The organism is Haloarchaeobius salinus (assembly GCF_024464185.1).
GTDB lineage: Archaea > Halobacteriota > Halobacteria > Halobacteriales > Natrialbaceae > Haloarchaeobius > Haloarchaeobius salinus.
Map to the genome: position 1 here is coordinate 15772 of NZ_JANHAU010000009.1, position 21245 is coordinate 37016.

Sequence of the window (21245 nt, forward strand, 5' to 3'; positions counted from 1 at the left end):
TCTGTTGGGTGTGCCCGATTCGAGCGTAGCGCTCCTGTATCACGACATCGTTTCTCCGGAGAACGCTGCATCATCGGGCGTCGTCACGGATGGTTCGTGGCGATACAAACTCGACCCGGAACGTTTTCGAACACATCTTGAGACGATCGATGACTCGCCGTTCACCCCATCAACACTGACGGAAACCCAGACCAAGCAAGCAGTCTATCTCACATTCGATGACGGTGGTAGAACGGCAATGCGCGCGGCCGAGCTTCTAGAAGAGTACGGCTTCCGGGGGAATTTTTTTATAATCACGGACAGAGTGAACGAGAGCGGGTATCTCACGTGGGACGAAATCAAGCAGCTGAACGCTGCAGGTCACCTCATCGGGAGCCACACGTGTACGCACGCGAATCTCCTCACGTCAGACGATGTCGACAAGGAGCTTCGTGTGTCGAAGCAAGCAATCATCGACCGAATAGGTACATGCGAGGCGCTCTCCATTCCGAAGGGTGCATACGACCGTTCGGTATTCAAATCCGCCTGGGATGCGGGGTATACGTACTTACTTACATCCGAGCCTCAACGAATAACTGAAATCCGACCCAAACGGCCCATCGGCCGTTGGAACGTATGGAATGATACCGAGGAGTTGGAGATAGAACGGATTCTGCAATCATCTCCAGGATATTATCTGCGAACCGTTGGACGGTGGAAAACGTTGAAAGCAGTCAAAGGTCTGATTGGTAGGGAGCGGTTCGTCAGAATCAGAGATCGGTTATTGTAGTCAGTAGTCTCTAATGAACTAAATCTGTCTGCCCCAAGATACATATCTGTAGTGATTCAATAAGGATGCACAGACCTCGCAATTTGAGACGCCCCAGATAGGGACACAGTAGAATTCGCTTAGACAGCTACAACCGAACAGGGCTTACGCTGTTGAAGAGAACACGATCATCGTCTTCCAAACCCAGAAGCACAAGCACGACAAGGAACGTAAGACAGCCTATGATAGCACCTCCAACAAGGAGTGGGATACCGGATAAAATCAATTTCGAGAGCCATACCGATACTCCGGTTGCAGTGCCAGCGATTAACGGCTTAATGAATGTCGAGGAGTACGGGTTAATCCCGAGGAGCCATCGAATCTGGGCCATTCGAGCACTTTCGTTAAGAACGGTGATTATCGAAGTTGCCAACGCGGCACCGATGATCCCATACTCTAGCAAGAATAAATAATTGAGAACCACGTTGAGGATCCCAAAGAAAACGAGGTTTATCATCTCCAATCTCTGGTGGTTGGCCATCATCAGGAGCTGGTCAGTTGGTCCAACTGAACTAGACACCATTCTAGCTAGACAGAAGAGAAGAACTACACCTCCTCCGGTTACGAAGTCGGATCCAAATAAATCAAGCACCTCCTGTCGGTACCCGACGAGACCAATAGCAAGTAACAGGGTAAGGGAGAAACACCAACGAGTCACCGTGGAATATACTGAGCTTAACGCTTCCATATCCCCAGATTCATATAACCGCGATGCAATCGGGGCGAAAAGTTGGTTTACACCTTGAAGTGGAAGAAGGAGGAACAATGTAAGATATAATGCTACTTTGTAGACGCCGACTGCAGACGAATTCGCTAGCACGAACCCGACCATTAGCGTATCAGCATTCCGCATCAGGAGATACGCACCGTCCCGAACGATCATCGGAGCGGAGAAAGATAAATACTCTGAGATTAATTCGCGAGATCTTGGAACTTTTGGGAATACCCTGAATTTCGCTAATAGAATCGTGACAGATAAGGCCGTTGCAAGAACGAATCCAAGGAATGTCGCTACAGCCACACCGATTAATGAATACCCAAGCAACAGAGCAGAGGAGACCAAGATGAGTTGAATCAGTGGTCGAGAAATGAAATTTACGAGAACGTTGTACTCCATCTCATCACGCGCCCTGAAGTAGTGTGTTACTGTCTTTAGCACAGCTCGAACGATGATACTGAGGGAGAGAATTCGAAGTACGAGAACAAAACTATCAGATTTGAGTGTATAATAAGATATTGGTCCAGCTGCTGAAAACAAAGCAACGCTCACGAGGAAGCTAAATGAGACAGACACTCCAAGTGCGATCCCGAGCAGCTCACCCTGTTTCGCCTCCTTATCGTACAGTGGGACGAACTTGCTCAGTGATTGTCCAACACCTGCTCGCGAGATGAACAGTGTCGTCGTAACTATCGTCACCGCAAATCCGTACACGCCATAACCGTCAGCTCCGAGCGACCGCGTGATAACGATGATAAGAAAAAAGGTGGAAAGCTGAGAAAATATTCGACCGATCCCCCAGATTGATGCACTCTGACTGATTGAACCAAGCGAATCGGAGATTAGGCCGCCGTTCTCTTCAGCCATATTATTTTTCAATACTCCAATTTATATTACCAATTATTGACTCTGTGTTTAGATCCATGATGCAAGAGGAAGGTCGAAACCTACTAAGGAGGATTTGAATTGAATTCATCGATGTAAGTTTTCAATAAATTACTGAGCTACTGCAGTGTACACGTCTATCTCATTTCGCTCGCACATATCTCGGTGCGTATATATTCCCCAAACATTGGTAGTGGTTATTTTGTAATTTCGGTGTGAAAATTTCTCAGAGATTTCCTGCCGATTACCATGGGTCTCGACGTACTTATCAGCTGTGCAGTACGGCTGGACGCGAACACCATTATATTGAATCTCTATCTCCGACTTTGAAGAGAGACGCCTCAAATATGTGGCGGACATCGCCTCTGGTCGGGTCCGAACATGTGTAACTACGGCTCTACACACGGTCATAAATCCATCCTCCCGGTATATCCCCCAAAATTATTGAATTTTGTCATTTTGGTCTGAATCTTCGACGTTAGGTTCCAACCACTGTCTCACTGAGCCGGGGATCACCATGCCATCTACGACACCGGATTGCTGGGGAAAGCTCGATTTTGCCAGCATGTACTGTCGTTTTACGTTGATATAACCGGGAGATTTGATTTGGAGTTCCAGTCCAAGTTTCGATTGATTTCCACCATATAAGGTTCTGGAATTTCTGGTTCGGTATCGTATATTGGAACATGGTTGAAATAATTATTCGGAGTCGATACTGATCGGGCAACATCGAAAGCGCATGGGCCAACACGCAATCTCATTCATATTCACTGCTCAGGGGAAACCAAGGTTTCTACCCCGCCAGACGAACTGGACGCGAAAAGAGGTTTCGTATTCGTAACGCGGTTTTTAATACTGGTATCCCTGTTTCTATTCGTACTCCTTGGGGTATTAATTGTGTTGAGATCATCCGCGCTCAGGAGACATTGTGGGTTCACCAGAAACACTATTGTAGCACCCAGCCGGGGGTTTAACCAGAATATGCTCAATTGGCTCTAGTGAATCGCTATACGGCGCTTGATTTCACTGTCTCACGGCTCGCTTGATATTGTGAACGACACACTTCAGCACGAGTTCACGAAATTCTCGGTACCAGGCTCGAGCACGCACGGCATCGCCGTGCGTGCGCTTAATCGCCGAGAAGATGGTCCCACACATCGATCTCTGGCGGTAGCGAGGCCCATCAACTCGCACGTGGTTGATGGACCGGAAGATGTGGTGCTTGATCAGCGGTCTCACGCCTTCTTCTCTGAGTTTCTCACGTAAGTGCATCCAGTCGTACCTTTGTCAGCGGCGAGGCTGGTCAGGTCACCCGCCGCAACGCGGGCGACCTGACCAGCCGAGCTGGGTGTCATGACGCTTGCCGGTCGTACAGTGAACGTCAAGAATGGCTAGTGTTTCTGTATCGACAAAAGTTGTTGCTTTCAGTGATTAAACGCGGTAATTTGATCGTCGATAGTAGTGCTTGCTGGCAGTTTCATGGTCGAAGACCGTGGCATCGATGGCGGCGTGATCGCTCGGGTCGTGCAGCTCCGACGAGAGTCGGAGCAGCACTCGCCAGATCTTCATCTGTAATCTATCAAACCCCTTGACTAACGTGGAGTGATGTGGGAGATCGGCCTCGTTGAGGCCGATCTCCCGAGGATTTGTGGCATTTCGCTCAGCAAATCAAGAGCGTCTCGGTAGGATGTGTCGAGGTAAACCCGTAGACAGTGCAGGGACACAACCGCGTAGTCGGCGAAGCCGCCACCCCCTTCGGGCGGCGACTTCGCCTCGGCCACCGACAGCATTTTTAGCTAACCGGACCGCCTTGCTCGTGAGGCGGGAGATCTTCGACATAGGCATCGACGATTTCCCGCTTCATTTCCCTAGTTCTAACGGTCGAAGTCGACGCCATCTAGTGATTCACCAGAGCCGCTCAATTGAAAGGAGTGTTCTATGAGTCAATTGATTGGTTTCGTAGCTATCTACGCCCGATAATCGAGTCACCAGCATCTTTACCAACTTTCCATAGCTGCCTAACGACGATCTTCACGTCAAACCAGAATGACTGGCGACGAATATACTCAATATCGTACCGAAGTTTCCGTTTGGGCTGATAACCAGTCGCGTCGTTGATTTGCGCCAAGCCCGTCAGTCCGGGCTTGACGAACCACCGTCGACGCCAGTTACCAACGCCACGTTGAATATCTGCGTCTAGTTCCGGACGTTCTGGACGAGGGCCAACAACGCTCATATCTCCAGTCAGTATCGACCAAAGTTGGGGGATTTCGTCGAGATGTGTCTCACGTAACGCTCGTCCGACACAGGTTATACGCTGATCGACGCCGCCAGCGTCCTCCTCACTCAGTTTCGCTCCGGTTTCCGATTCAGCATCCGGAACCATACTACGGAACTTGGCAATAGTAAATGTATCCCCGAACGTTGCTGTCCTCTCCTGCCGGTACAGCAATGGTCCACCATCGTCGATTTTAATCGCTAACGCAATCACAAAAATCACAGGAGATAAAGCCACTAACGCGGCTCCTGCGAAGGCAACGTCGAACACCCGTTTCACCACGTAATCCTGCCAGTCCCAAGGCTCCAGATCGACCTCAAGTAGATCATCGCCAGAAAAGTCGTCAGTCAGCACGTGTTCAGCGTGGTCTCGGTGTACCAGCACGTTGATTCCCTTGTCGTAACAGGACTCCAGCGTCCCAAAGAAATCCTCGCGATCGGTGGTGGAGAAGGCGAGCAATACTGTATCCACGTCATGCTCCAAAAGAACGGTCTCAAGCCTCGCGAACCCCCCAAGACACGGCAGAGAATCGAGTTTATTCTCGACGTTTCCACCGTCTGCGACCTCAACTGTGTGGCCGTCGAATCCTTCCGGAGCGTACACTGACGGTGGCGATACGTACCCAATCACCTGAAGATTAGTCGCAGCAAGCAGTGAGTCCATGGCTTCAGGGTCATCCCCAATAATGACTGCCCGGGAGCTCGAACGTGGTCGGCGACGAATCGTAACGACAAAAACAGGCAGTGCTACAAATAGCACGACAGTCGTCAGCATGAGAGTCGTTCTAGGCAGTCGGTAAGAGTATTTGAAGTAGCCGATCGCCGCGAGAAGGACCATAGCCAGAAACACACGCTTCTGGGTCAGCAGAATCGCGTCCAGAATCCGCCGGGGCTGTGGCTTGAACAGCGGCCACATCGCCGCAAGCACGACGAGGAGCGTTGTCATTGCCGTGAATCGCAACTCCCCACCCGGTAATACCTCAGGTGCAGGATTACCAAAGAACGGAATCATGGCGAACGTCTCGTGGACAGTCTGCAGATTCGTCAGGAAAACAGCCGCCACCGTCAGTAACGCGGTCCCTGCCACGCTCACTAACCTATACCGCAACCCCGAGTCCATCGTATACCGTTATCTACAATATTGATATAAATGCTTTGAAACCACAGACAGACCGCCGTTTTCTCCTGTCACGAGGGACTATAAAATTGCATCGTCAATTCAAAGAAATTCGAGATGATGGTCTCCCATTCGGCCGGATCGGAGTCCAGACCAACAGAGTTACCCCTACTCTCGGTTGAATTAAAACTCACCGTACTCCCGTTCTGAACTGCTGCCGGCGAAACCACGACAATCCCCTGTTCCGCCGAATATTCGCCTGGATACGCGACTCGAACCCGATACGCACCATTCTCGTTTGCGGTCACAGTCCGTTCGTATGTGAACTCGTGCCCGTTCACCGAAACCGTCTTCGAGACGGTTACCTCCTGCCCCGGCGCTACGTTCCCCTCGATAACCGCACCAGGTACAACCTGGAACGCTTTGAGTGAACCGTCAGTGTTCGCGTACACTGCCTGATACCGTCCCAAACCAGCCGTATTGCTCGTCTCACTTCCCCAGTGTTCGTGCAGTCGAACACCAACCGTCGAGTCGTTCATGCCATCTGAAATCAATCGTGACTCAGTTATTACGTAACCTACTCTATTGATTCGGCCATATGCATTCGACGGATCAGTTGCAGAGAGAAACGGAGGGTATCTGTTGCGTGCGAACCTGTACGAACGCGACTCGCCGCTCACAATGTAGTTATACATCCGGTTTCGACTCCACTCGCTGAGAACGTAGCTCTCTGGATATTGCAACCGCTGCTCATCCACGGACTCACTGATAGCCGTAGCTGCCTCGTACTGATCGTTCTCAATTGTGGTTAAATCTACTTTCAAAGGGGCGATGATCATGCCTACGCTGGCCACAAGAAGAAACATAACAAGAGCATAACGTAGCGCCGTTCGATCTGGAATCGAAATATCGGAACTTCTACGGTCCCCTGCAGGGGAAGAGTCGCCCTGAGATGTCAGAATTTCAGGCACCGTGTCAGTCACGTCTACAACTGAAAGAAGATGGAAAAACCCAATTCCAGCGAACAGTGCGACGAACGCACTTGCCTCACCACTAAAGCGGACCTGTACCACCGCGAGCAATAGGAAGAACCACGCGTACGTGCTGGGAACGAGCCAGGTGAGATGAGGTCGTCGGACTGCATTTACTGTAATCCACACCAGATACGGGGCAGCGAGGAAGAGAGCAAGCCCAAACCAGAAAATAGGAGAAACAAACAGCCCAAGATCTCCCTGAACGAGTGATCCCGTCTCCGCAATCGCCCGTGCTTCAAGCAGAGAGTTGACACGGTTTGAGAGAGTCTGGGCGAAATCAGAGAACAGAGTAAACACAACACCGGCAACGGTCACACCGCCGAGTACCTGTACGATTATATACGACCGCACAGAGAACCCGGCCCAAACGAATGTCTCGGCCAATACTGTTAGGGTAAGGACACCAACGAACAGCAGGGCTGGCGTAGATGCCGCTAAGTCGGTGTGCCAGTTGAGCACAGAATGAACTATCCAAACGAGTCCAGCAGCTAAACCTGTTCCAACCAGTATCGGCGTGTGTGACCGAATCGGATTGCCCTCCGTAGCGACTAACATGAGTGTGGAACCCACAGTAAAGATTCCGATAGGGAGAATGAGAAGCGGGCCGGCCCCCCAGGCAAGGACCTGTCCCGTGATGCCGAAGGTGAGACAACCTACAGCAAGCGCTTGGTTCCCCCCATCCACGTCGGGCCACTCAACCGCGCGTACGAGCCCGAATGCGGTGAGGACGAGCCATGGGTAGTCGAATGCGTGGTGATCCGCGAACCCGATCGAGGTACGAAGCACATGGTCTGGAAGCACGGCGAGCATCAGGACCGCCGCGACACCGACGCGACTATCGCCGGTTAACTGCACGGTGAACAAGTAGAGTAGCACTCCGACGGCGATTGCGGCAAAAACTGGATACAGCGCGAGCACCACCCCTGACATGTGTTGTCCGCCACCGAGCAGCGCTGAAACGAACCAAAGAACCGCCACCAGCAGAGGCTCACCCTTGGCCGCCGCAAACTGTGAACCAGAAATCACATCGAAATCGAATGGATTGCTCGATTTTGCGAGCAGTTGTTCAACGAGGTATCGATAGTAGTACGGGTCGTTCGAGGAGAGCACGATCGCGTCGCCACGGAACACCGACGGAACCGAGAAAGAGCGCATCACAACGACGAGCGCCAGCGCACTAGTCAATGCAAGCGCTGCGTTCCGGTCAATAGTCGGAAACGAGAAATCCGGAAGCGAAACCCCTGCCCCCTCGTCCTCTACCACAACCTCGTCGCCGTCGAGTGCGGCACGGACGGCCGTGCGGTCGGCGACACGGTAGTCGCCCTCGTCATCCTTCGTGACGACGCCCCGGGAGACGAGTTCACCGAACGTCCCCGAGTCCAGCGGCACGTCGTCGAACGTCCAGCCGTCGGCGTCGGCATCCACGGAGAGGACCGCTTCTAGGTCCTCCTCCAGCGAAGGCTTGTCCGAGAGCAGGGACCTAGTCGCGGACCGAACGTCGTCCATACTGCGTTACTCTGCAATGAGTGGAATAAAACCATCGCGATTGTCGCAGGTGTCGAGGGAGCGATGACGGAGCACATCAGCGTGTCGTTCAGCCTATGTATCGAAGGGGAAACATTCATTCTCGAACTCGCAGAGGAGATTCAGACACACCCCGTTACGCGGCTATGGGTCTTCCGCAAGGACCCGTTCGAAGGCGGCATTGAGCGGAGCTGGGCGGACCCCACGAAGGGAGTTCGGGCCTATAGAAGTGGGTAATATCACGGACGGCCGCACTACCGTGTACGATGTGAACAATAAGGAGATTGGAGATAGAACGACGAGTGCAAATCACAAGTCGATATGTGTAGACGAACTAAACAACGCCATCTACGTCTCGAAGTACGGCAGTGACAGCCAAGCGATTGCTGACGTTGTCGCAGATGCCCCTGCTAGCGGCACAGTCGTCATCGACAAGCCAGACGGCGGGACCATCACGGTCGACGCTCAAAAGACGTTCACGAAGCGCGTTACGATTCTGTGGCTCTCGGATGCAGCGGTCGCAGATAGCACTATCACCGCAGCAGGTCAGGAAGTTCTTCGCTTCGAGGGCGACGGAACCCAACTCATCCAACTGGCGGGGAAATCGACGGCAACGGAGCGAACAACGGTGGCGGACTCATCAAGCGCCGGGGCGACGGTTGAGAGCTTCGAGGACTCCAAATCCGTGACCCGCCAGGAGTTGGCGTGGACCTAGTCAACTGTACGAACCTGACCGCCGTTGACTGTACGGTTGTCGACCCGCACAAGCACGGGTTCCTTGCGTTCGGTACGACCGGGGGAACTATCTCAAACTGCCGTCCGAGGAATCCAAACGCGCGGTCGAACAATTACATCATCTTCCTGACCAACATCCTCACCGGCATGGTCGTTGATGGCTGTACAGTCATCGGTGGGACGAACACCTGCCAGGGCATCACTACGGATACGACGCCAACCGAGATCCGCGAAACCGAGTGCACAGTGCGAGGGAACTTCACGGAGCGGTCAGTCAACTGGGAGGGTGTGGAGGATAGCGTGCTTGACGTGACAGTCTCGGATAACACGATCAGCGAGGGCGTTTTGGCGTCGGATCCGCAGGGCAGTGAGTTTCGCGTAAGTGCGTTCGACATACTCCGATGGGGGTTCCGAATGCAAAACAGCGACGGAACACGGCGCGTGTGGGTACCATCGCACGATGTGGTAGTACTGCCGATGACGACCAGTCCGCAGCCGGCATTATCCTTGGCGGCACGAACGAAACGTAGGTGCTTGACGGCCGGATAGAGGACTGCGAGGATACCGGTGCTCGCATCGAGGATTCCGGCGCGAACGCAACACCGACCAACAACGGAGTGCAGGGCCTTCGGGCGACTGATACTGGCACTGGCGTCCAAGATTACGGTGTGAAGACTACCTCGGACGCGAGTGGGACGCTCGTGATTAACAACGACCTCCGCGGTAACGTGACTGGCGCCACGAATCTTAACGGGACAGGAACGATTACTGATCCAGTTGGACAGGCCACCGCTGAGGACTTCAACATCACGTAGATTTGGCCAGGGCACTGATTTTGAGGACGGACGCGGTCAAGTGGGGTGGTGGTTGGAAACGTATTTGTTCTTGTAGGCTGGAGAGCATTCCCATGGGCAGACTTACGTGGGTTGCTGATAAGTATCGTAATCGGGTGCGGCCTTGGTTGCCTGCTCGGTCGGAGTATTCGAGGCGGAATGGAATCCCCGTCGCGGATGATAAATTACGTCTGTTTGATAGGATTGTGCCATTCGGGACGAAGGGCTACCTTCCGAATTTTAAGGAAACGAACAGCAAGCAACTTCGCGAGCATGTCTCTGAGGGCGATGATGTGCTGGTGATTGGGGCTGGGTTCGGTGTTTCGACGGTCGAGGCAGCAAAAGCTGTAGGGTCGTCAGGCAGTGTGGTTGCCTACGAGGCGAATCAGGAACGGTTCGAAAAGGCGAGAGAAACCATTTCGATAAACGGCGTGGCCGACAGGGTTGATATTAGGCACGGAGCGGTCGGCCCTCCAAGTGGCGATTTTGACTTCGATGGCGTCGAACAGGTAGATTTAGACGCCTTGGAAGAGTTCGACGTAATTGAGATGGACTGCGAGGGGGCTGAATTGCAGATCCTTAAGGAAACTGAGGCGCGACCGAGGGTGTTCATCGTTGAGACTCACCAGGAAAAGGACTGGACAGAGTACGACTCTGTAGAGACAATAGAGAATCTACTTCGGAGCTCTGGCTATTCGGTGGAAACTCACCATGGCCAGTGGGTCAATGGGCTGGTCACGGGGACATTGAAGTAGCAATGCTGAATCAAGTGGCCCAATTCACACACTCACGGGACAGTCTCCGATACCATCTCTCAAGAATCATACCAGGAGAGCGAAGCCGAACCCACGTGACGGTTTTTCAAGCCCCGGACGGGAGGCTGCATTGGAGTTTGGTCTCTGGCGCCAGTAAATCAATATATCAGAGACGGTGGATCAGCCGTGCGAGAAGGTTGTGTGCCCGATCGGGTTGAGTCTGGACGCGAAGAGTATTTCCCAAGCTCGTTTGCAGCCTCGTTAGATACTGAGCCTGCAGCGGCAGAAAGAATATCGGTGGATTCGAGCGTGTTTAGACGATAGAAAGAGTGGATAAATGTCTAACTTGCTAGGAAGTGAAGTGGGAAGACGGGTTTGTATCCAGCAAACTCGCCCGCTTCACTGAACGCGTTGTCTCGATTGCTCAAAAAACCGTCGTCGGCGAGCCGTCTTTAGCAGTCAATAAAGGGAATGGACGGTACGCAGACTGGGTAATTATCGCAATTCACAGTCTCCAGCAGCACCTAGACCATCCGTATCGGCGGCTGCTCGATGGCCTCCACGAGATGCCTAGAATCGTCTCTACACCCGGTCTAGAGATGGATGAACTCCCTGATTTCACCACCGTGTGTGCGCGCAAGCAGGAACTAGAAATGCGTCTCTGGCGTGTTCTGTTGCGGTTATCAGCAGAATTGCACGACCTGACGAATCTCAAGCGATCGACGCAACCGGCATGGATCGTGTCGCTACGAGCCAAACTACGCAAAACGGACGAAATACACGTTCAAGGCTGTAAAAACGACCGCGCTCATCGACTGTAAGACTAGTGTGATTCTCGACATACATTGCTTGATGAAACAACCGCATGATTCCAAGATCGGCTGGCAGATGATCAAACGAAACCTCTACAAACTGAACATTCTCACCGCAGACAAAGGATATGACTAGTGGCACCTTCGCCACAGACTCTGTTCAGAAGGCGTCAAGAAAGTAATCAAGCACCGAGAATCCGGGTGGCACGGTAGCGCCAACAGATTCTTTCTAGATGATGCGGTCCACCATCAACGCTCGAACGTCGAATCGACGTTTTTCGCGCTTCGACGCAAATACGGCGAGATCGTTCGAGCGAGAACCTGGTTTGGTCAGTTCCGCGAACTTGTCCTGAAATGCGCCGTCAGAAACATCGAACTCAGCATCAACACCTCACAACCGTGAATTCACGCGTCTAAACAAGGTCCGATACTCTGAAGTACGATTATTTGAACGGGTTGTCCGGTGTTTCCAGCCGGGTGATACTTCCGATTGCATCGAAATCGTCGTCGAATGCGTATAGATACTCTATATCCTCCCGCCGCATGTATGCGATATTCGTCGCATCGCCGAAAGACAGGCCGTCGTAGGTCTTGAAGAGTTTCACGGCGCTGTTGAAGTCCTTCTGGGCCGCGTGGAGTACCTCGAACCCGACAGACTGGTTCAACCGCTCGTACGTCTCTTCAGCCTCGCCGTGGCGTTTCCTATTGTGGATCCAGTTGAGAATTTCGAGAACGATGTAGTTCGTGACCAGACCAGTCGGAAGATTGCCGTGGTCCATCTCCCTGACGATATCCATGGCGACATCGTGGTGCTGGTCGTCGGTGTCCGCCATCCCGATGAGAACGCCCGTATCAACGACTGCGACCGCCATCAGTTGTTCTCCGAGAACGCAGGGTCTTCCTCGAGACCGGCGAGATCGTGCGTTTCAGATCCGCCACCACCCATCGAAACCGGTTCGAAGTCGTCGAACGCACCGTAGCGCTGTTTGACCACCTCTACAGAGAGATTCCCGTCGTCGTCGGTGTCCCAGCGAAGCTTATCGCCGGCCTCGATGTCGAGCCGACGCCGGAGGTCGGCTGGAATCGTGACCATCCCCGTTCGCTAACCTTCGTTTCCTTGGAAGGTTCTTCAGTTGCCATATTCAACGACAAAGATTCTTGCGTGATACATGTTGCGCCACATGTATCCGATGGATCCCGCACAGATTTACCGGTTATCGAGGCGAGTACCTCGGAGTTAACCCCGAGCCAGTCTACCAGAATACGTCAATCAGACGTTGCAGTGGTGACGATGGTTGGACAGTGACTGACTCCGCTTGTGCGCTGGGTTCGGTCTCACCCTCACGAAGTTCAGAACGAGACTGTTGGGACTGCCGAAGCTCGGCAACCTCGTCCCGTGTGATTGCAAGTTCTCGTTCGAGGCTGTCGAGACGAGACCTGAGTAGGTCGACGCGTTCGCGGAGCAGTGTGGGCTCTTGGTTCGAAGCCGAGACGGAGGAGCCGGTGCCAGCGATGCCCTGATCTCCTGTGTCTTGCTCGTACGTCTCGTTCGACACCTGCACGGCGTTTGCGATAGTCTGTTCTCCATAGGTCGACCCGTCCGCGTAGTGGACCTCGTCCCACTTCTCCCGGTAGAGACCGGAGTCACGGAACAGCTGATCCATGCGAGCCTCGTCGTTGCCAGTCCAGAACGCCAGCAGACAACAGAGTGCCATGTCAGCCTCTGACTGGCTCTCGTATCCTGCCGTACTTCCGTTCCAGAGCCGTTCGAACTTTTCGCCGTTCTTCGCGCTCGTCGCCTTCTCGATGAGTTCGGCGTCGGAGATCGAGGTCGGCGTGGAACCAGCGTCGCGCTTCTGTGCTCGCTCCTCGGTCGTCGACTCGTCGTCGCCGTACACGTACTGGTCGTACACCGGCGCGAACGTGTCCTGTCGTTCCTCAATTCGAGTCGGTGTCCCGTCGACGTGGTCGCCGGTCATGGTGAAGAACCGGGCCGAGTCGTAGCATTCGACTGACCCAGACCGGGACTTGGTGCTCGGAATCATCCCCTCGATGAGCACGTGGACACCCGTACCTGAGGGACTGACCTCGGTGTAGGAATCCAATCTCTCGACGATGTCTTCGGCCCACCCGGTGAGCTCGCCGTCCTCCCGACAGTCGTCGAGGTCCACACCGACGAAGGGGTCGTCCTCGGTGAACACGTATCCGAGTCCGTCCTCCGATTCCGAAGCCCCAAGCGCGACTTCGTAAATCGCCCACGTCTCCGGATCAGACACCGACGCGAACGAGCCGGTCTGCGGATCGATGGGGATCTTGGTCATCTTGCCATCGCGCTCTTTCGCGCGCCAGCAGACCCACTGCGGGTACTCACGAAGCGACGGAGGAATCGCGTCCGCGTCGACCGTCATCGATGCACCTCGCCACTATCGGGGCTCAGTCGAACGTTCGAGTGCTGCTTGGAATCAGACCCAGGCTCCCTCTCACTCGTCACCACGCCATCGAGCACCTGTCGCTCGTACGGGCTTGCTCGAACTCGGAGTGGGAACCAGCCCTCCTCGTCGATCCCGAGCAACGCCTCGGAGAAGCCGTCCTCGTCGTTGCCTGCTTTCGCGGTACGGACCCAGTTCACCTCGCGCTCGCTCAGCCCGAACCACTCCGCGAGTTTGTCGGCCTCCTCGTCGACGCGATGAATCAACGTCATCGAACAGAGGCTCGCGATGGTCTTCGCCTCGGGCGTGAGCGCGAATTCCCCACCGGTCTGCGTGATGAAGTGCAGCGAGAGGTCGTAGTGCCTGCTGTGACGCACTGCCGTCTCAAGGAATCCAAGCGATGTCGAATCATGGAGCAGGTAGTGCGCCTCGTCGATGACGAACACGACACGCTTGTCGGTGCCTTTCGCACGCTCGTACACGGCGTTGAACAGTACCTGCATCATCAGGCTCGTCTCCGCCTGTCCACGGACTCCCTCCTCCTGGTGCAGGTCGAGGTACACCACGGACGAGTCGAGGTCGAACTCCGTGGGTTGGGCGAGGTTCGCGAAGTCACCGTCCGGACGGAACGACGGCTGAAGGTCGGTGAGCAGCGCTTCGGCGTCCGCACGAACTCGCTCCTGCACACCTTCGGTCGGGTAGCCGAACGCCTCCGGTTCGTCGAGCATCGACTCCAGTACGCGCATGAGGTCGGTGATCGTCGGCGACTCCTTGCCGTGGGTGTCTGGGTCCCGCGTGATGCCCGCCTGCTCGTAGGTCTCCTGCACGGCACGGCGTAGGGTCTGTGTGCGGTCGCCGAGGGGGTTCGACGCGACGTGCGTGAAGAACGTCTTGAAGAACGTGAGCACCCACGCGACCTGCTCGCCCCACGGGTCGATGTCGGGTGTCGACTCCAGCACCTCGCTGGGCGTCTCCCTGATCTCGAGTGGATTGAACCCACGCGTCCCGCCGACGGTGACGCGCTCGCCACCGAGTGCGTCGCTCACGCCCGCGAACCCCTCGAGTGGATCGAGCATCACGATGATCGTATCGGGGTCGTACATCGCCCGCCGCAGGAGCTGGAGTTTCGTCGAGAACGACTTGCCTGCGCCGAGCTTCCCGATGACCATCGTACAGTACCCGGTTTCGCGTTCGAACCGGTCGAGGATGAGCGGGCTCTCGTTGAGCGCGTACGTGCCGTACTCGATACCAGGCTCTGCGAACGCACCCGAAACGAACGGGAACATCGCACCAAGCGCACCCCCGAGCATGGGTGTGGTCGAGTCGAGTGAGTCGTCGAGTCGGTCCACGCCGATGGGACTGCACGAGACGAGGCTGTCGAGCTGCTGCCAGCGCGGCGTCACGGGCGTCAGGTTCGCCGGCGCACGTCTCGCCGCCCCGAGCACGCCATCGACGTCGACGCGCTCTGCGTCGGGCTCGTCGGCTCTCGTGGTGAGGTACATCGAGACGTCGAACGCCTCCATCGGCGTGTTCCGCAGCACGTCGTAGAGGTCCTGATAGTCCTCCAGGTCCTTCCGGATGCCACGCGCCCCGGCTCGGTGCCGTTCATTCAGGTACTCGTGGTCGGCTTCGAGCGTCTCGATCTTGTTCTCCAGTTCGTTCAGCGTCCGGTCCGTATCCCGGGGGTCGACGTGAATCGCGATATCGGTCTCTCGCGTCTCGCCGGTCGAGTACAGCTGTTCGAACAGCCCGTCCGTGGGCGCGTCCGGATACTCCGCGACCCACTGCGTTCGTGTCAACTGCTCACCCATCTGGACGCTGTTCGGGAACTCCTCGATGCTGTCCGCGCTCACGAGCGACCGGTGGCTCTCCGCAACCGACCCGAGATTACGGTCCAGTCCCTCATTCGGAGCTGTCGCGTCCGTCTCCTCTCCGTCGCCCTCCGGGTCGTTGGCGAAGAACGAGCGAAGAATCCGAATCATTGCACGCCTCCGACGAGCGGTGTCGTCCGCAGCCGCTGGTCCATCTCGCCCTGTGACGCGTCGGTTCCCGCCCAGAACTCCTCGACGAGTTCCGTCGCCGCTTCGACGGGAACACTGTGGGCAGTACAGCCGTCGATCTCCCGCAGGCCACCGCTGACCCGTCGCAGGCGCTCGTCGAGTCGCTGCTGCAACACGGCGCGCTGTTTCTCGATCGGTGGCGCGGCAATCGCGCGGATGAACAGCCCCAATACAGGAAGCCCGGCGAGTTGCTGGGTGATGCTCTCGCGTTCGAACTGGACCTCCTCGGGACGCACCGAGACGACGACGTAGTGGTCACGGATGGTCATCTGACGTGAGTCGAGCTCGCGGCCGTACCACTCGATGTACTCCTCGATGAGCGCGGTCAGCTGGGGGTTCTCCTTGACGTCCGAATCCTGAAGCCGGCGTTCGTAGTGCGAGAGGTACTCTTCCACCGGAAACGACCGGGTCGTCGAATAGAACTGTAGCGGGAACTCGACGGTCGTGTTGAGAAACCGCTGGAACGCCGCCGTCGTCTGCGTCCACTCCTCGTCGGTCGCCAGCGCGAGCATGGGCGGCGTCACCTGAACGATGCCCACGAACGCGCCGTCGGTCCGCTCGATGGCACCGAGCTCTTGATGGACTCGCTCGAGCTGTGTGTACTCCTTCGCGTCCTCGTGGTCGAGCTGCGAGGGTCGGCGCAAGTATGCGAGCATCGAGGTCACCCAGTCGATGCTCGAGGTGTACGTCGGCGTGAGGTAGACGAACACCGCGCCGACCACCGTTGCGAGTGCAGCGAGCGGGATGACGATCTGCTGGATCCGATAGCCCGCGATGGTCGTCGTCGCCGGGACCAGGAGCTGTGTCGCGAGCACGACGACAACCCCGGGGAACAGGCCGACCATCAGGTCGGTGAGCGTGTAGCTTCCGAACAGTTTTGCGTCTGTACCGATCGACTTCGGGACTCGTTTCGCTGGTTCCGTACTCATGTCTGATTGGCGTCTGTTGCGTCAGTCGTCTGCGCTGTGCGTGCTGGTGGGAGTGCGCTCGGCCGGTCTGGTCGGAGCGCGTCGAAGGACTCGTTTCGTGTGCTGCTGTGAGGACCAGCTGAATCGGTGGACGGACCACCTGCACTCTGTCTCGTCGGTGTGGAGAACACGGCACCGAGTGAGTCTCGCGTCCCGCGAACCCGCTGTCCCGCTGCGTGTGCCCGGGAGTTGCCAGAGCCGAGCACTGTCTGTCCATCCCGCCGAATCGCGCTGTCCCCGCGAAGTCCCCGGGAGAAGTTCCGGCCCCCGTGGGCTGCGGTCTGGCCTGCTTGCTTGGTAGAGCTCATCTGCTGTCCCAGACGGCCTGTCGAGACCTGGCGACCGATACGCTCGCTCGCGACGAACATCGCGCCCGCCTGCCAGAACAGGACGAATGGCGCGACGAGTGCGAGAAACGGCGTCACGAGGCCGAGGATCCACGAGATCAGACCGGTGACCGAGAGTCCGAAATTCTCGCCGAGGATAGCCGAGAGTCGGAACAGGACCACCGCTGGGAACGTCATGAACAGGAAGGGCACGTAGAAACCTGCCAGCCGCTTCATGAACCGCGCGACGAGCGCAAACGGGCCCACACTCGGGATCCACATGACGATCAGGAGCGGCATCACCAGAACGAACATGTACAGCGCAATTCGCCTGGCTAGATAGACGATCGCGATGGAAGCGAGGAGCGAGTTGTTCACGGACACCGAGATCGCGTAGGCGATCGCACTGAGGGCACTATACGAGATGGTCTCGATCAAATCGACGTCCGAGAGGTCCGGGAGGATGTACACTCCGAGGTTGTCCACGAACTGCAGCGAGAACGCGGCGATCCACCACCACGAGAGGATAGCGAGCAGTCCTGCGAACGCACGCCGTTTCAGCCGTGCTCCCTGGTAACCGCTGAAGAGATTGCTCGTCGACTCCAGCAGGATAATCAGACCGATCGACAGCGCCCAGACACCGAGTGCGAGCGGGACGATCGACTCCCAGTAGTAATCGTAGAGACTGGGCCAGACGCCGTTCGTGGGCCGACTGAAGATCGCGTTCGGCGCATCCGTGCCGATCACGAACTGGAGAACCTCGTTGCCGTACTCCTCGACGAGGGTTTCGAGAGGCTGGAATAGCTCCTCAACGAAGTCTGTGAGGGCATCGATTATTATCTCTTTTAGACCCATCAGTCCTCCTCCTGAACGGTTTCGAGTTCGGCGGTCGCTTCGCTACAGATGTGCCGATTCCAGACCCCATGTTTGAGCAACCAACAAATCCATACTTCCCGCTCCGTGACGATTGTGTATGACTGCTGATTCCGGGGGCGACCGCCACCGATTCGTACACCCGGACTCGGGGCCCATCCATCTCCTCCACGTCGACGACGACCCACAGCTTGCAGCCCTCGTTTCGGCCTTTCTCGAACGGCAGGGCGACCGGTTTCGCGTCCAGACAGAGACGGATCCGGAAGCGGCGCTGTCGACGATTCGAGACGATGCAACCGACTTCGACTGCATCGTCAGCGACTACGACATGCCCGGGCTGGACGGCCTCGAACTCCTCGAGCAGATCCGAACGGACTACCCGAACCTGCCGTTCGTCCTGTTCACCGGCCATGGCTCCGAAGCAATTGCGAGCGAAGCGATCACTGCTGGCGTCACGGAGTACCTGCAAAAGGGCGGTGGCAGTGAGCAGTACACCGTCCTGGCCAACCGAATCGAACAGGTCGTCGAGCGGTACTGGGCCGAGCGCTACGCCGACCACGCACGACAGGCCATCGAGACGGCACAGGGAGGCATCAACATCCTCGACGAGGACGGCTACATCCAATATGTCAACGAGGCCTGTGCGGACCTCCTCGGGTACGAGCGTCAAGAACTACTCGGCGAGCACTGGGAGGTTCTGTATCGTGACGAAGACATCGACGAGGTCTACGAGGTCCTGTTACCGGAAGCACGACAAGGGCAGTGGCAGGGCCGGACCTCTTACAAGCGTAACGATGGCAGTGTCATCGAGACCAACCACACGCTCACCGTCAGCGCCGACGGCTCGCTCATCTGTACGTTCTCACCCATCGACGACCCCGCCACGGAACGGGCGCTCTCACTCCGAACGCGCGCGATGGACGAAGCACCCGTCGGAATCGTCTTGATTGACCCCCACGCCGACGGGAACCCGATCACGTACGCGAACGATCGATTCACCGAACTCAGCGGCGACGACAGCGCCGATGTCGTGGGACGAGACTGGCTCTTCCTGGAGGGTCCGGACACGAGCGCCGAGGCCGTTGCCGAGCTCCGCTCTGCCATCCAGGAGCGTGACCGGGCCACCGTGGAGCTGCGAAACCATCGGGCGGACGGGACGGTGTTCTGGGATCGCGTCCGGGTCGCGCCCGTGTTCGATTCCGACGGCGAGCTGGCACGCTTCGTCAGCTTCCACGACGACGTGACGGACCGAAAGGCCGCCGAAGAGCACCTCCAGTCCAGCACGGCTCGGCTCGAAGCGCTGTTCGATGGCTCACCCGACATGATCATACTCCACGACGCCGACGGCGTCATCCAGGACGTCAACCGTGAGACCTGCAGGAAACTCGGGTACACGGAGTCCGAACTCGTCGGGAAGACGGTGTGGGACATCGACGCGACGGCCGACAGGGAGCGAGCGCAGTCGTTCTGGGACGGCCTGGAAACGAACTGTCCACGACGGTTCGAAGCCGAGCTCCGGCGTTCCAACGGGGAGACGATCCCGGTCGAGGTCCACCTGATCCGGCTGGACCTCGACGGGGAGGACCGGTTCGTGGCGATGGATCGCGACATCACAGAGCAGCGAGCGCGCGAGGACGAACTCCTCCGACAGAACGAACGCCTCGACCGCTTCGCGAGCGTCGTCAGCCACGACCTGCGGAACCCGCTCCAGCTCGCCCAGGGCCGTCTCGAACTCCTCAGCGACGAGTGTGAGAGCGAGCACACAGACGACATCGAGTTCGCGTTGAACCGGATGGACGACCTCGTCGAGAACCTGCTCACCCTGGCACAACTGGGTGACGAAGCGATGGAATTCCAGCGAGTTGCACTTTCAGAGCTCGTCCGGAACTGTTGGGAGACGGTCGACACACGAGACGCGACGCTCGTCGTCGAGACCGAGCGCTCCGTGGATGCGGACCCGGACCAACTCCAGCAACTGTTCGAGAACCTCATTCGAAACACCGTCGAGCACGGCGGAATGGACGTCACCGTGACCGTCGGTGACACCGATACCGGGTTCTACGTTGCGGACGATGGCCCGGGAATCCCGGAGTCCGAGCACGAGAAGGTGTTCGAGGCGGGCTACTCGACGGCAGATGCGGGGACTGGCTTCGGCCTGGATATCGTCGAACAGATCGTCGCCGCGCACGACTGGACGGTTCAGCTCACCGAGAGCGCCGATGGTGGGGCGCGCTTCGATGTACGGACGGATACCGAATGAGCAATCGACCGACGACTGCGGTCGTCGGCTTCCACCTGGCGTACCTCTGAACTGACCAGTGGAGGGACAGCGCTGCTGGAATGGCGTGGGTGGAGAAACGTCGGGAAAAGACCCTGTCGTGGGGAGAGAGGGTGACTCTGAACGTGGACAGACCCTGTTCGGCCCATCCACATCATGTTAGTTGTTCACAATGAATAAGCATGTTGGCTGTCATACAAAGCCACAACCATCTCACAGAAAGCAGCCACTCAGTAGAACGTCACCTCAACTCGCACGACAGACGACCAGCGCCGTGGAGAGTCCTACGAAGAACAGCGCAGCGTCGTCGTGCTCACTTCTATGAAAAATCGACAGGGGGAGTTCGAGATTGGGAATGGAAAGTGAATCGGAGACCATAGTGGACAGACCCCCCTCTGGTCTATCCAGTGAGACGGACGTTGGCCCATTGTATGTTGTTTTTGGCTTCTATGTCAGGGTTCCAATCTGTTTTCAGTCATTGAGGGGGTTGAAGAAGGTCGACATCGGCCCCCGGTGCTAACTCGTGCCGTGGCGAATCTCCGCCGCTCGCAACTCCAACAATCGAAGAATCTGCACCCGCTTCCGGTGCGTATTCTCGTATGCCACGCATGCACGAAGCGTCTCCATATCGTCGATGGTCGCGATTCCGGCGTCGATGAGTCGGACGTTCGGTGGATCCAGTCGCTGTGCAGGCGTTAATTTCTCCTCGCTCCCTAATTGACTCCCTATTAGAATCCATACTATTAGAGTTTAGACTATAATAGTTCAGACCCTAACTTCAGAGCGTATATGTACCTCCCACGACAACTGAGG

The 21245-nt window shown here is 56.5% G+C and carries 15 protein-coding genes and 3 pseudogenes; 7 read left to right on the plus strand and 11 right to left on the minus strand.

From position 1 onward, the window contains the following. Positions 1-10: 10 nt before the first annotated feature. On the plus strand, positions 11-769 hold the full coding sequence (locus tag NO345_RS19180; RefSeq protein ID WP_256301975.1) for a polysaccharide deacetylase family protein: 759 nt from the start codon (positions 11-13) through the stop codon (positions 767-769). A 127-nt stretch (positions 770-896) separates the two neighbouring features. Here NO345_RS19180 and NO345_RS19185 read toward each other — a convergent pair whose 3' ends face one another. From NO345_RS19185 to NO345_RS19200, 4 genes and pseudogenes are all read right to left on the minus strand, one after another. Then, complete coding sequence (locus NO345_RS19185) at positions 897-2393, minus strand: flippase (RefSeq protein ID WP_256301977.1); 1497 nt, start codon at positions 2391-2393, stop codon at positions 897-899. 1041 nt (positions 2394-3434) lie between these two features. After that, positions 3435-4250, minus strand: a pseudogene (locus tag NO345_RS19190) (IS5 family transposase). Positions 4251-4374: 124 nt separating this feature from the next. After that, positions 4375-5808 carry a sugar transferase gene (locus NO345_RS19195; protein WP_256301979.1) on the minus strand — a complete coding sequence of 478 codons (1434 nt, stop codon included), beginning with the start codon at positions 5806-5808 and terminating at the stop codon, positions 4375-4377. Between the two features lie 68 nt (positions 5809-5876). After that, positions 5877-8345, minus strand: a complete 2469-nt coding sequence (locus NO345_RS19200) for an STT3 domain-containing protein (protein WP_256301981.1) — start codon at positions 8343-8345, stop codon at positions 5877-5879. A gap of 277 nt (positions 8346-8622) precedes the next feature. On the opposite strand from NO345_RS19200, the gene NO345_RS19205 reads away from it, so the two are divergent. The 5 genes and pseudogenes from NO345_RS19205 to NO345_RS19225 all read left to right on the plus strand — a co-directional run bounded on the left by NO345_RS19205 (position 8623) and on the right by NO345_RS19225 (position 11901). Further along, the gene (locus tag NO345_RS19205; protein WP_256301983.1) at positions 8623-9078 is read left to right on the plus strand and encodes a hypothetical protein; all 456 of its coding nucleotides are present in this window, start codon (positions 8623-8625) and stop codon (positions 9076-9078) included. Further along, the gene (locus tag NO345_RS19210) at positions 9069-9647 is read left to right on the plus strand and encodes a hypothetical protein (protein WP_256301985.1); all 579 of its coding nucleotides are present in this window, start codon (positions 9069-9071) and stop codon (positions 9645-9647) included. Before NO345_RS19205 ends, NO345_RS19210 begins: the two co-directional genes overlap by 10 nt. Further along, the gene (locus NO345_RS19215; RefSeq protein WP_256301987.1) at positions 9629-9913 is read left to right on the plus strand and encodes a hypothetical protein; all 285 of its coding nucleotides are present in this window, start codon (positions 9629-9631) and stop codon (positions 9911-9913) included. The genes NO345_RS19210 and NO345_RS19215 overlap by 19 nt, the downstream gene beginning before the upstream one ends. A gap of 92 nt (positions 9914-10005) precedes the next feature. Next, positions 10006-10686 (plus strand): FkbM family methyltransferase, encoded by a 681-nt coding sequence (locus NO345_RS19220; protein WP_256301989.1) that lies wholly within the window; start codon positions 10006-10008, stop codon positions 10684-10686. A gap of 356 nt (positions 10687-11042) precedes the next feature. Beyond that, positions 11043-11901: pseudogene (locus tag NO345_RS19225) on the plus strand (IS5 family transposase). Between the two features lie 40 nt (positions 11902-11941). Here NO345_RS19225 and NO345_RS19230 read toward each other — a convergent pair. From NO345_RS19230 to NO345_RS19255, 6 genes and pseudogenes are all read right to left on the minus strand, one after another. Then, complete coding sequence (locus NO345_RS19230) at positions 11942-12370, minus strand: type II toxin-antitoxin system VapC family toxin (RefSeq protein WP_256301991.1); 429 nt, start codon at positions 12368-12370, stop codon at positions 11942-11944. After that, positions 12370-12638, minus strand: a pseudogene (locus NO345_RS19235) (AbrB/MazE/SpoVT family DNA-binding domain-containing protein). Before NO345_RS19235 ends, NO345_RS19230 begins: the two are co-directional and overlap by 1 nt. A gap of 113 nt (positions 12639-12751) precedes the next feature. After that, entirely contained in the window at positions 12752-13906 is a 1155-nt protein-coding gene (locus tag NO345_RS19240) for a phage NrS-1 polymerase family protein (RefSeq protein ID WP_256301993.1), read from the minus strand. Continuing rightward, a complete protein-coding gene (locus NO345_RS19245; protein WP_256301994.1) occupies positions 13903-15909 on the minus strand; it encodes a VirB4 family type IV secretion system protein in 2007 nt (668 codons plus the stop codon). Before NO345_RS19245 ends, NO345_RS19240 begins: the two co-directional genes overlap by 4 nt. Continuing rightward, the gene (locus NO345_RS19250; RefSeq protein ID WP_256301996.1) at positions 15906-16916 is read right to left on the minus strand and encodes a TraC-like domain-containing protein; all 1011 of its coding nucleotides are present in this window, start codon (positions 16914-16916) and stop codon (positions 15906-15908) included. The genes NO345_RS19245 and NO345_RS19250 overlap by 4 nt, the downstream gene beginning before the upstream one ends. Beyond that, positions 16913-18136: a TrbL/VirB6 family protein gene (locus tag NO345_RS19255; RefSeq protein WP_256301998.1), complete on the minus strand. Its 1224-nt coding sequence runs from the start codon at positions 18134-18136 to the stop codon at positions 16913-16915. The genes NO345_RS19250 and NO345_RS19255 overlap by 4 nt, the downstream gene beginning before the upstream one ends. A 118-nt stretch (positions 18137-18254) precedes the next feature. On the opposite strand from NO345_RS19255, the gene NO345_RS19260 reads away from it, so the two are divergent. Next, positions 18255-20414 (plus strand): PAS domain S-box protein, encoded by a 2160-nt coding sequence (locus NO345_RS19260; RefSeq protein WP_256302000.1) that lies wholly within the window; start codon positions 18255-18257, stop codon positions 20412-20414. A gap of 534 nt (positions 20415-20948) precedes the next feature. Here NO345_RS19260 and NO345_RS19945 read toward each other — a convergent pair. After that, positions 20949-21167 (minus strand): DUF8129 domain-containing protein, encoded by a 219-nt coding sequence (locus NO345_RS19945; RefSeq protein WP_256302030.1) that lies wholly within the window; start codon positions 21165-21167, stop codon positions 20949-20951. Positions 21168-21245: the final 78 nt, after the last annotated feature.